Annotated in this window: 8 protein-coding genes and 1 pseudogene; 6 read left to right on the plus strand and 3 right to left on the minus strand. The window is 47.4% G+C overall.

Translation table 11 applies throughout. The features are described from left to right. Positions 1–14: 14 nt before the first annotated feature. The 6 genes and pseudogenes from CLV93_RS04135 to CLV93_RS04160 all read left to right on the plus strand — a co-directional run bounded on the left by CLV93_RS04135 (position 15) and on the right by CLV93_RS04160 (position 10,110). Positions 15–1,265: an efflux RND transporter periplasmic adaptor subunit gene (locus CLV93_RS04135; protein WP_106540914.1), complete on the plus strand. Its 1,251-nt coding sequence runs from the start codon at positions 15–17 to the stop codon at positions 1,263–1,265. A gap of 54 nt (positions 1,266–1,319) precedes the next feature. Beyond that, a pseudogene (locus tag CLV93_RS04140) lies at positions 1,320–3,662 on the plus strand (ABC transporter permease); the annotation flags it as partial. Positions 3,663–3,747: 85 nt separating this feature from the next. After that, a complete protein-coding gene (locus CLV93_RS04145; protein ID WP_106540916.1) occupies positions 3,748–4,425 on the plus strand; it encodes an ABC transporter ATP-binding protein in 678 nt (225 codons plus the stop codon). Between the two features lie 155 nt (positions 4,426–4,580). Continuing rightward, positions 4,581–6,932 (plus strand): ABC transporter permease, encoded by a 2,352-nt coding sequence (locus CLV93_RS04150; RefSeq protein ID WP_106540917.1) that lies wholly within the window; start codon positions 4,581–4,583, stop codon positions 6,930–6,932. A gap of 27 nt (positions 6,933–6,959) precedes the next feature. Beyond that, the gene (locus tag CLV93_RS04155; protein ID WP_106540918.1) at positions 6,960–7,637 is read left to right on the plus strand and encodes an ABC transporter ATP-binding protein; all 678 of its coding nucleotides are present in this window, start codon (positions 6,960–6,962) and stop codon (positions 7,635–7,637) included. A 55-nt stretch (positions 7,638–7,692) separates the two neighbouring features. After that, positions 7,693–10,110 carry an ABC transporter permease gene (locus CLV93_RS04160; protein ID WP_106540919.1) on the plus strand — a complete coding sequence of 806 codons (2,418 nt, stop codon included), beginning with the start codon at positions 7,693–7,695 and terminating at the stop codon, positions 10,108–10,110. A gap of 55 nt (positions 10,111–10,165) precedes the next feature. On the opposite strand, the gene pepE is transcribed toward CLV93_RS04160, so the two are convergent. The 3 genes from pepE to CLV93_RS04175 form a co-directional block, all read right to left on the minus strand. Continuing rightward, positions 10,166–10,876 (minus strand): dipeptidase PepE, encoded by a 711-nt coding sequence (pepE, locus tag CLV93_RS04165; protein ID WP_106540920.1) that lies wholly within the window; start codon positions 10,874–10,876, stop codon positions 10,166–10,168. Positions 10,877–10,984: 108 nt separating this feature from the next. Continuing rightward, complete coding sequence (locus tag CLV93_RS04170) at positions 10,985–11,794, minus strand: outer membrane beta-barrel protein (protein WP_106540921.1); 810 nt, start codon at positions 11,792–11,794, stop codon at positions 10,985–10,987. A gap of 97 nt (positions 11,795–11,891) precedes the next feature. After that, positions 11,892–12,815, minus strand: coding sequence for an outer membrane beta-barrel protein (locus CLV93_RS04175; protein ID WP_106540922.1), 924 nt, complete (start codon positions 12,813–12,815; stop codon positions 11,892–11,894). Positions 12,816–12,849 lie beyond the last annotated feature (34 nt).

Genomic DNA, 12,849 nt, shown 5'->3' on the forward strand with positions numbered 1-12,849 from the left:
TTCTTATGTCTGGAATGGATCGCCAAATAGAGAAAAAGAAAGGATTGAAAAAGAAGCACTTCTGGATGATTGGAGGAGCACTGGCTTTTCTCGTCTTCCTGATGTCGCTGGTTTTCGGTAATCACGAATCCACCATTCGGGTAGACCGGGATAAAGTCTCCATCAGTCCGGTGACCGAGGGACTTTTTAACGACTACATCCGGGTAATTGGAACCGTGGAACCGATTCGTTTTATTTACCTCGATGCGACCGAAGGCGGACGTGTCGAACAAATTATCAACGATGAAGGTGCGATGGTGAAGAAGGGAGATATCATCCTGAAACTATCCAATCCGGATTTGAAACTGAATATACTGACTGCCGAAGCCCGGCTGGCCGAGCAAATTAACTTCCTCCGGAACACCCGCATCCAGATGGAACAGGATAAGCTGACCCTTCAGCGCCAAATCCTGCAGATGGATTACGACATTCTGAAAAAGAAGCGGAAGTACACTCAGAACCAGCGCTTCTACAAAAAAGATATGATATCGGAAGATGAATACCTGGCTTCCAAAGAAGATTACGAATATGCGGTGAAAACCAGTAAAATTCTGGACGAGCGGCAGAAGACCGACTCCGCTTTCCGGGCTGTCCAGGTGAAGCAGATGGAATATAACCTCGACCGGATGAAAACCAACCTGGACCTGGTGAAACAGCGAATGGAAAACCTCGATGTGAAAGCACCTATCGACGGTCAAATTGGCCTGCTCGACGCTGAAATCGGACAGTCCATTCCACAAGGCAGCCGCATCGGTCAGGTGAACGATCTGAGCGCTTTCAAAGTGACTGCACAGGTCGACGAGCATTACATCGACCGGGTACGAAAAGGATTGAAGGCATCCTTTACCCGCCAGGATAAAAGTTACGATATGTCCGTAAAGAAAGTCTATCCCGAAGTCCGCAACGGAACCTTCAAAATCGACATGGTTTTCGATAACGAGGTGCCCCAAAATATTCGCTCAGGACAAACATATCACGTGGAACTGCAATTGGGACAAGCGCAAAAATCCGTGCTGATTCCAAGAGGAGGTTTCTTCCAGTCGACCGGTGGACAGTGGATTTTCGTGCTAAGCAAAGATGGTAGTGAAGCAACCCGCCGCAATATCCGGATTGGCCGGCAGAACCCGCAGTACTACGAAGTGCTGGAAGGACTGAAACCGGGCGAACAGGTGATTACTTCCGGGTACGACACCTTTGGCGATAACGAGCGAGTGGTTTTTAAATAAACCCATAGTGGGAGAAAGTAAATCACATTTCAAAAACGAGATACCTGAACAACGATGATATTCAAAGGACTTAAAATTGCATTGAAAAGCCTGCTGAAGCAGAAGCTGACGACTTTGCTCAACATTCTGGGCCTGACACTGGCTTTCTTCGGTTTCCTGCTCATCATGATTTACCTGCAACATGAACTGAGCTACGATAAATTTAATAGAAATTACGACCGCATATACCTGTTGACCGCCAAAATGGATCAGGGGAAGCCGCAAGCCACCCTCCCCGCCTTGCTGAAAAAAGAGATTGGAAATTCAGTGCCGGAAGTAGATGACGTGGTTGTGTTTCATCAAATCCCACGCCTGGAGTATATTCATCGTGTCGATAAGCCGAATGATGACTATAATGCCACTCCGGTATATGCCAGCAAAGAGGTCTTTACCGCGTTTACTTTTCCGCTGGTTCAGGGAAATCCACAAACAGTGCTGAGCAAACCTTTTACCGCGGTGATTTCCCAGTCGCTGGCACGCAAAATATTTGGCGACCAAAATCCGGTTGGAAAGCAAATTTTGTATCAAAGAGGGAAGAGCCCGTTCACCATTACCGGTGTGATGAAGGACATCCCATCCAACTCATCCATTAAAACCGACTGTTTTTTATCGTTTGCCACCGAATCGGAAGACCCAAACAACGCAGCTAACCAACGATCTGAGTATAATTTCATTCTCGCGTTTTTGCTAAAACCGGGAGCCAATCCCGATCAAACCGCTCAAAAAATTGAGGCCAATTCGGGTAGCATGAAAGAGGATTTCGAAGGTTTTAAGAAAGCTTTTCACGCCGATCGGGTCCTCTATCTGAAACCGTTCAAACAGGTTCACTTTACCAGCGATGGCAGCATGGCCTACCTAAATCCGGTCAATCCGTTGTTCCTGAAAATATTTGCCTCCGTTGCCCTTTTGATTTTGCTCATGGCCTTTGTGAATTACATCAACCTGATTTCGGTACAAGCCGGGAAACGGATTCACCAGCTGGGAATTCAGCGGGCTTTGGGGGCCACCCGGTTCCAGGTGCAGCTGCAGATCATTTTCGAAGCTATTGCGCTCGCACTGATCGCATTCTTGTTAGCTACCGTGGTGGTTGAGCTTCTCGGAACCGACATGAACGGAATTCTGCCATACCAGGACTTGCCGATGATGAACCAGCTGGATCTGTTGCTTCTTCCAACCGGCCTGGCCATTCTGTTCGGTTTTTTCGCCGGCCTGTATCCGGCCTATCTGCTATCGTCGGCCGAACCAACCAAGATTCTGCATGGCGAGGTTCACTTCTCCGGAAACGGAAAAATCCTACGGGCTACGTTGACGACTTTGCAGCTGGTCATTTCTACCGCGCTCATCATCGGAGCTTTCACGATTCATCGCCAGCTGAATTACTGGAAAAATTTCGATACCGGTTTGTCACCCAACAATGTGATATACCTGCAAACCGATGGGTCCATCACTCAGCATAGCCGCGCTTTTGCGGAAGAGTTACTGAAGGATCAACAGATTACCAACTATACATACAGTGCTTTCGTTCCCGGACAAGTGCAAATGTCGTGGGGACGCGATGTCAACGAACAACGTATCAAAATATGGGCCTGGCCGGTTGACGAACGGTTCCTTGATTTCTTTCACATCCAGATTGACCAGGGGCGTGCTTTCTCTCAAAATATGGAAGCCGACCGGAATGACCTGATCGTAAACGAAAAGGCGGTTCAGAATTTTGGATGGAAAGATCCGCTGGATGTTACTTTCCCGGCACTGGGCGGAGATGGCCATGTGATTGGTGTAGCAAAAAATGTTACCTACTCGTCGTTGCGTGAACAACTGCAGCCCATGGTCTTCTGGCTGACTGACAACCCAGTCTGGCAGCGTTACATTCTGCTGAAAGTACGCCCCGGCAACCTTACGCAAACAACTCAGTACATCAAAAATACCTGGGCGAAATTCTCATCGGCTCCGCCACCGTCCATTGGGTTCCTCGATCAGAAATATGCGTCATTGTATAGTCGAGAAAACAAACTGGCTAACTTCATTCAGTTCGGCACGTTGATGTCGCTGCTGATTGCCCTGATTGGAATCATCGGTCTGGTGACGTACCTGACCCAAAAGCGTGCGAAAGAGATTGCCTTACGCAAAACCAACGGCGCTTCGACCATGCAAATACTGGCACTGCTGAATCAAAGCTTTATCCGCTGGATTGGAATCGCCGTGGTCATCGCTGTTCCGGTTGCCTGGTATTTCATGCACCAGTGGCTGCAAAACTTTGCTTACCGGACCAATCTTCCCTGGTGGATATTCATTAGTGCCGGACTTATTGTGCTTTCTGTCTGTTTGTTAGTGATTAACTATTTCAGCTACAAGGCCGCCAATACCAACCCGGTTGACAGTTTACGAAACGAATAATTCTGATTAAATTTTCACAAAAATATACCGACTACAAAATTTTTACATCATGATACAAACTGAAAATCTGACAAAAGTTTTCCAAACCGAAGAGGTGGAAACAACTGCCCTGAATGAGGTCAACTTCAACGTAAAAAAAGGTGAATTCGTGGCCATTATGGGACCATCAGGTTGCGGAAAATCAACCCTGCTGAACATCGTTGGGCTACTCGATAATCCGTCGTCGGGTTCCTATATGTTCGACGGTGTTGATGTTTCGCGTATGCGGGAAAAAGATCGAACCCAACTGCGGAAGGGAAACATAGGCTTTGTCTTCCAGAGCTTTAACCTGATTGACGAGCTGACTGTTTTCGAAAACGTCGAAATGCCGCTCATTTACCTGAAGATGAAAGCATCAGAACGCAAAGAACGCGTCGAGAAAATTCTGGAACGAATGAAAATCAGTCACCGCCGGAAACACTTTCCTCGACAGCTTTCAGGAGGTCAGCAGCAGCGCGTAGCCATTGCGCGGGCCGTGGCAGCCAATCCTGGCCTCATTCTCGCCGATGAGCCCACCGGTAACCTTGACTCCAACAACGGTTTGGAAGTGATGAACCTGCTTTCGGAACTGAATGAAGAGGGAACCACCATTGTGATGGTAACTCACTCGCAGCACGACGCCGATTTTGCACACCGCATCATCAACCTGTTCGACGGTCAGATTATTACAGAAAAGCATAACAGATAGGTTCTTTTTCATCCATAAGACAAACTAGCAGGGATGGTGCAATTTCCGTTTGGATTTTGCCCATCCTCTTTCCCATTTTATCAATTAGCTTACAGTGAACAGCATGTGCTGACAGGAATCGTGAAGAAGGAAAGCTGAACACAAAACCTTGTCCCATGAAGCAACTTCGTTACACCTTCCGCATGTTGAAACGAAATCCGTTACTGGTTTTCGTTACCCTTCCCGGCCTGGCATTCGGTCTGGCTGCCTTTTTATTGCTCTCGGTTTATGTTCGCCACGAACTGAGTTACGACCAGCAATTCCCGACCAAAGACCGCGTTGTCAGATTATATAACTCTATAACACAGCGAAATTCTACTGAAACCTCTCCTCTTTCGCTCCGCAGTGCATACACAGAAATTCCTGCGAAAGTTCCCGAAATCGATGCAGCGGTACAAATTTATCGTGGCTGGAATGTGAATGTGGAAAGGAAAAACAAACGATTCGAGAAGAATCAATTGTTGTATGCCGATCCCGGCTTTTTCGATGTATTTGGGTTGAATTTGCTGGCCGGAAACAAGAAAACGGCGTTACGGGATTTGAACTCCGTAGTATTGACTGTGCCAACGGCTAAAAAGTTTTTCGGCACCACCAATTGTGTCGGAAAAACCATCACCATTTCCGACCAGCCGTTTACCGTGACGGGCGTCATGAAACAGCTGCCCACAACCACCCACTTTCATTTCGATTTGCTGGCCAGCATGTCATCGGTTCACCCGGAAAAATTCGGTGGATTTGAATTCTTCACCTACTTTCTGCTGAACAAAAATGCCAACCGGGAGCAGACAGAAGCGAAGATCAATGCGCTGAATGACCAGCTGATGAAGCCGTTGGCCGACATGTTCAATTTGAACGCGAACTCGGGAATAGAGCCGCTGACCCGGATTCATCTGCACACCAAAGCAGATTTCGATTTATCGGAAAAAGGAAGTTTGAGCAGTATTTACCTCATTGCCGGCCTGGCCTTTTTCATCCTGTTGCTCGCCATGATCAACTACATTAACCTGTATGTCCTTCACGGAGAAAAAAGAATCAAAGAGATTGCTTCCCGCAAGGCGTTGGGAGCCGACAAGTGGACACTGGCCAAGCTGTTTTACACCGAAACTGGAGTCATCAGCTTCTTCGCTTTGTTCATCGCTTTCTGGATTACGGAACTGGCCCGTCCATGGTTTGCTCACCTGATGCAGCGCTCGCTTCCGGCTTCCGACTTGTTTTCTCCTGCCGGGCTTCTCATCGTCGTAGCTTTTCTTATTCTTCTCATCTTCGTCAGTGGAGCCTATCCTTCATTCAACCTGTCCGGAATCAATCTGGTTACCGGACTAAAAGGTCAACGAGAAAAACAACGCAGGAAAAGTCCATTGTCAATAGCTTCGGTGGTTGTTCAGTTTTCAGTGGCGGTGTTCCTGATTACTTCCTTAATCGTTATCCGGTCCCAAATTTCCTACCTGAAAGATATTCCGTTAGGATTCAACGCTTCCCATGTTATCGAAATTTCCGGACTGAATAAGGATACCAAAACTCACAGACATGCCATAAAAGAAGAGCTCAGCAAACTTCCGTTTGTCACGAGCGCTGCTGCCTCCATCCACAACATGGGCTCAGGTTCCAGCGGACAGGGAATTAAACTGTATAGCGATGCATCGGGTAATCTGAACTCAATCCATGAATACCGGGTTCACCCCGGATTCGGAAAAACCATGCAACTCCATCTTTTGCAAGGCCGGTTCTTCGACGATCGGGAAACCGATCATATGGCCGTTATTCTCAACGAAGCAGCAGTAAAAATGCTGGGGTTGAAAGATCCAGTAGGAAAGCTGGTAACCATGTACAAAGACCCGATGAAGATTATCGGAGTGGTAAAAGATTTTTATTACAATTCCAGCAGTAGCGAAAAAATAGCCCCGCTGATGCTGACCAACTACAGCGATAAAGTAAACTGTTTTTATGTCAGGATTCCGGGGAAATTTACCAAAGCCGAGCAAAAGCAGGTGGCCTCCATCTTTCAGCAATACGACCCCAACTTTATCTTCAGCACCTACGAATTAACCGACCGGTACAACGAGAAATTTGCGAACGAAGAGCGGGTGATGCGATTGATTTCAGCAGGAACCGTGCTCGCCATCATCATTAGTTTCATGGGCATCATGGCACTGTCGATTTTCACCACGGCCCGCCGAACCAAAGAAATTGGCGTACGCAAAGTGATGGGAAGTTCGGTACGGGAAATCCTGCAACTGCTACTTTTTGATATGCTCATTTGGGTTGTAGGTGCCATGCTGCTCGCTTTTGCCGCCGATTATTTTGCACTGAATCATTGGCTCAGCAATTACGCGAACCGGGTTTCACTGCATCCGGGTTACTTTATTATCAGTGGAATGTTCGCCCTGCTGGTTGCAACAGCTGCTGTTGGCTGGCAAAGTTGGAAAGCCGCTACCCGCAATCCCGTTGACGCCCTGCGATACGAATAAACATTAACGCATTAAACATACATCATCATGATCAACCTGAAGAAAATCTACAAGTACTACGACAACAAATACGAACGGACGTACATCCTGAAAAATGTGAACCTCGATGTGGCCGAAGGCGATTTTGTGTCGGTGATGGGGCCCAGCGGTGCTGGAAAATCGACCTTACTCAACATCATCGGGTTGCTGGATGATCCGAACGAAGGGGAATATTTCTTCCTCGATCAACCGGCGCACCAACTAAATGAGAAGAAGAAAGTAGACTTTCACCGTCACCATGTAGGCTTTATCTTCCAGGCTTTTCACCTGATTGAGGAAATGACGGTGTATGAAAATATCGAGACGCCTTTATTCTACAAAGGGATGAAAAAGAAAGAGCGCCAAGCGGTGATCGCCGATTTGCTCGATCGCTTCAATATGGTGGCAAAAAAGGATTTGTTCCCGCAGCAACTTTCGGGCGGACAGCAGCAATTGGTCGGAATAGCCCGCGCCATCGCCGGCAAGCCTAAACTTTTGTTAGCCGACGAACCTACCGGGAATCTGCATCACGACCAGGGAAAAATGATCATGGACTTGCTGAAAAAACTGAACGATGAAGGTATGACCATCATTCAGGTGACACACAACCAGGAATTTGCCAATTACGGGAAACGCATCATCAGGCTGACCGACGGAGAAATAGAGGAAGAAATTGCCAACAGTTAAAGTTGGGCATTCTTACTATTTTTACTGAAACACCAAACTAAACCGACACCAAACCATGCTACGAAACTACCTTTTGGCAGCGATTCGCCATCTGCTGAAGAACAAAATGTTCACGGTCATCAATATCCTTGGACTGGCCATTGGGATGGCGGTTTCGCTACTGATACTGAACTACGTGAACTTCGAGTTCAGCTACGACAACATGCACCACCTGGCCAAACGCATTTACCGGGTGGAGTCGCGTTTCTATGAAGGCAACACTATGACCGACGACTGGCCAACCAGTTCGTTTGGTTATGCCCCGGCCATGATGCAGCATATTTCCGGAATCGAAGATGCTGTTCGGGTGGATATTCACGAAACCGAGCAAATTGTTAGTTACCACGATAAGCGTTTCCGCGAAAGCGATGTTACCGTAACCGAGCCTTCGTTTTTCCGGATTTTCGATTTTCCATTACTGGAAGGAGATCCGAAAACGGCGCTGGAAGGCCCCAACAAAGTGGTGATTACCCAAACGGCCGCGCACCGCTACTTTGGCGACGAAAATCCTATCGGGAAAATATTGAAGTTCAGCACAACCGGCTCGATTAAAAATTGCGAAGTCACCGGCGTTTTGGCCGACTTGCCGCCCAATTCCCATTTTCATTTCGACTTTTTTATTTCGTGGGAAACACTCCCCGAGTGGATGAAAAACTTCTGGTACCTGCACGAAGTTTACACCTATGTTTTGCTGCAGCCAAATGTGTCGCCGACCAGTATTGAGAATGCTTTCCCCAAAATGGCCGAGCAGTACAAAACACTGCCGGCACTGAAGAATAAAACCTGGGCCATCCACCTCAACCCGCTGCGGAATATTCATCTCACACCGCAGAAACAATACGAGCGCGAAGCCAAGGGGAACCGAAACGCTGTGAATGCACTAATGCTGGTTGCACTGGCTATCCTGGTGATTGCCTGGTTCAATTACATCAACCTGACCACCGCCCGTGCTTTGGACCGTGCCCGGGAAGTGAGCGTCCGAAAGGTGTCAGGCGCATCGAAAAGGCATATCGTCATTCAATTCCTGATGGAATCGTTGCTGGTGAACGGCGTAGCTTTGTTGCTCGCCATTGGAGTCATGTTGGTTTCGGTGGGCTGGTTCAATCAACTGACCGGCAAAACTATTCCGTTCCAGCTTTGGGCCAACCCGACTTTCTGGATTCCGATTGTGCTGGTTTTCCTGGCCGGAATCTTTATTTCCGGATTCTACCCGGCATCCATACTCGCTTCCATTAAGCCGATTTCCATCCTTCGCGGGAAAAGCAAACAGTCCAAAGGCACCGGCACCATGCGGAAAGGGCTTGTCATCGTTCAGTTTGTGGCGTCGTTCGTTTTGATATTCAGCACGATTGTGGTTTACCACCAGTTGGATTACATGATGAACCAGCCAACCGGTGTGGATATCAATCGCGTGATGGCCATTAAGTTTCCGGCACAAACCGATGATTTACAGCAAAAAGTGTTGAGTTTCCGCAAGGAGGTAAAAAACTTCACTACCGTGAAAAATGCCACGATTTCCAGTGCCGTACCCGGAATGGAAGTAGCGTTTTTCGCCTCGAACCACCGGGCCGACGACCCGAACATGCAAAACCGCTTGTATGAGATGATGGGGGTCGATGATAACTTCGCTTCAACCTTCGGAATGAACATCATTGCCGGGCGTGGCTTTTCGGAAGATTTTGGCGACGACCGCAATAAACTGGTGGTGAACGAGGAAGCTTTGAAACTGCTCGACCTTCCCGATACCGAAGAATCCATTGGACGGAGGGTAAGCGTGGAAGGCGAAGAAGAGCCATTCGAAATTATCGGTATCATGAAGAACTATCATCAGCAATCGCTGGTGAAGGCTTACACGCCGATTATGATGCTTCGCTACGACCGCATTCCGTGGATTCCTCCCCGCTTTATTTCTGTAAAAATGACGGGAAATCCATCGGCGAAAACCATAGCTGATATCCGGAATTTGTGGGAACGCTTCTTCCCACAATCTACGTTCGATTATTTCTTCGTCGACCGGTTTTACGAACAACAATACCAGTCCGACCAACGCTTTGGTTCGGTATTCGGATTTTTCTCCGCGTTAGCGGTATTCATCGCTTGTCTCGGATTATGGGCATTGGCCATGTATTCAGGTGTTATTCGCCGGAAGGAAATTGGCGTTCGCAAAGTAAACGGCGCTTCCGTTGGTTCCATCATGACTATGCTCAACGGCGACATTCTGAAATGGGTGATTTCGGCGTTTATTGTGGGCATTCCCCTCTCATGGTATCTCATGCACAAATGGCTTGAAAATTTCGCCTGGAAAACCGCTTTAAGCTGGTGGATTTTTGCTTCGGCAGCTATGTTCACCCTCATTATTGCTGTCGTCGCCGTAAGCTGGCAAAGTTACAAGGCTGCCAACCGCAATCCGGTAGAAGTGCTGAAAGAAGAATAAAACAAAAAGGGAGGAAATCAAATTCCTCCCTTTTCTTCTGTCGTATCCTGAACAACTATTCCTTTAACAGGAAGTTGAAATTATCTTCACTGCTTAGCTCCAATGGCTTTTGATCCTTTTTGAAAATTCTTGCTGTGAGGTTTCCAATCAGCGAAAGCTTGCCATCGTCGTATTTCAACATAGTTCCTTCGCGTAAGCCGACCACATAGGTATCGGGATTAATTTCCAGAAACTCTTCGATACGCTGTTCGCGTGTCTCTCCGGCATGTCCTTCCGGATTCTTATCCTGGTAATGAGGATTGATCTGGAAAGGAACCAACTTCAGGCAGTCAAATCCCATCGGATCGATGATGGGCATATCGTTGGTAGTACGCAGCGTGGGACAAGCCACATTGGAACCGGCACTCCAGCCAATGTATGGCATTCCGCTGGCCACTCTTTTGGCAATCGGTTTCATCAGGTTGTTGTCGTGCAGCATCCGCACCAATTGCCAGGTGTTTCCTCCACCCACAACAATGGCTTCGGCTTCTTCCACCGCTTTCACCGGGTCGTCGTAATGGTGAATTCCACGCACGTGGTGCCCGATTTCAGCAAAGCGCTGCTCTACTTTCGCTTCGTAATCATCGAATGAAAACGTTACCGCTGCGTAAGGGATGAAAAGTGCTTTTACGGGTTTATCGCCAAGGAATTTCTTGATTTCATGTTTGGGGTAATCGAGGTATGGCTCTCCGGCCATCGTCGAGTTACTGATGAGTAAAAGTTGCATAGTTTTATTGATTCGATTTATTTTTTCCGGAACGCAATTAAGTCAAATTCAGGGAATGAAAAAAGAAGGAATCACAGGATAATGGTCTAATTATTCAGGTAGACTGAACTAAAAACTAACCAGGGTGATGCCTGCCGTAAACGGATAGAGCACCGGGCCGTGACCTTCTTTGAAAAACGGAACCGGTGAATACTCCGCAAATACGTTGAACCATTTATATCCCATCCGAACGGTGTAACTATAACGGTATTCGTTCAGGTACAATTCGTCGCGAAATTTCACCTTTTCACTGATACCCGCCTGATGGTACTTGATTTTCGTATGACTTCCCAATTTGTATCCGAAAACCACTCCTCCTGATATGAAGAACCGTCGCTGGAAATGTCCCATGGGAATCTGAAACTCGAGCAGCAGCGGAATTCGGCCATAAAACGTACTAAGTTTGGATTTCCGCATCTCCTCATAATCGGGATAGATAGGCTGGATCACTCCATTACCGTCTGCTTCGATGGTCACCTCCGGATTGAAACGATAATCGTCAAAACACAACCCCAAACCGGTTACCAGACCGATGGCATCGTGATAACGCTGCAAACTGATACTTTTCTGCCAAAAGTTAACCTGGTAGGAAAACGAGCGCCAGATTTTCAAATTCATAAATCCATCCTGTGAAGGAGGATACGCTGAATAATCCTTTTGCAGGAATGAGTTAATCCCCAGGTGGAAGCCACTCCAGTGACCGGAAAAATTACGATCCCAGAAGCTTTTGTACTCATCCTGGTTGCCCATAAAATCGTTAATAGAGACAGCGTGGCGAGGTTTCGCCGGTACAATTGTTATCGTATCGTTTTGTTGCGCAAAAAGGACCGGTGAAAACAACAGTGCTGCTATTGTGACTATCAGGTATTTTCTTGTCATGGACCGAGGTTTGTACAAATTTAACTGAAAAAGGAGCAGAAAAAAAATGGGCCGGTAGTAATCCGGCCCAGAGTCTATGATGTTTCTATGTCTTTTATTACCAATTCACCAGCCCTAAACCAATGGTGAAGGGATACATTTCAGGTCCGCGTCCACTTTCGTAGAAAGGCGTAAAATAATAGGTTGCAAACAGGTTAATTCCCTTGTAACCAATTCGGGTTGTTGCCCCATAACGGAAGGGTGAAATATTGAAATCATCCCTGTTTTTATCCTTGGTACCGCTATGCTTTATCTTGGTATGCGAGCCCAGTCTCAGCCCGCCGATGACTCCTCCGGAAAGGTAGATTCGTTTATGGGATTTGTTCACAGGAATCTGAAATTCCAGCATCAAGGGCGCTTGCAGATACAATGTATTGAGCTTGGTTTTCTGCTGGTTGTCATAGGTCAGGTAAACAGGCGCTGTTACACCGTTGTCATTCACTACCGTGTTTTTGTTGGAGAACCGGTAGTCGTTCCAGTTCAGGCCCAGGCCGGTGACCAATCCAATGGTGTTACGCTCCTTTTGCAGGCCAATGTTGTACTGCAGGAAGTTGATGTTCACTTCGTACGATTTGTTGTGGTTCAAATCCATCCAGTTGGCATCCGGGAAACCGGCATAACTGACATTGGCAAACGAATTCACCCCCATCTCGAAAAACGCCCAGTGCCCTTTGAATTTCGGCCGGTGACCGGTCCATTTTTCAAATTCGTCGTCGTCCAGGGTATCGAAATCGACATAGGAGCCGCTCCAACCGTCAACAAAAACAATTGTCCTTCGCCCCAGTCGAATTTTCACCGTGTCGTTGTCGAAGGAGTTCACATCAACCGAATTATCGCCGACCTGGACGTTGGTTTTGCCCATCCCATCCACTACGGTCACGGCATTTTTACCAAGCACTTTAACCCGAACGGTATCCTGTGCCATCATATACTGAGTGCTGAACATGATCAGCATGAAGCTCAGAAGTATTCTACCAAACATAGCTTTTTGTTTTCGTTTTGTGGGTAGGACGAAC

It is taken from the genome of Prolixibacter denitrificans (genome assembly GCF_003014495.1).
GTDB classification, from domain to species: Bacteria; Bacteroidota; Bacteroidia; order Bacteroidales; family Prolixibacteraceae; genus Prolixibacter; species Prolixibacter denitrificans.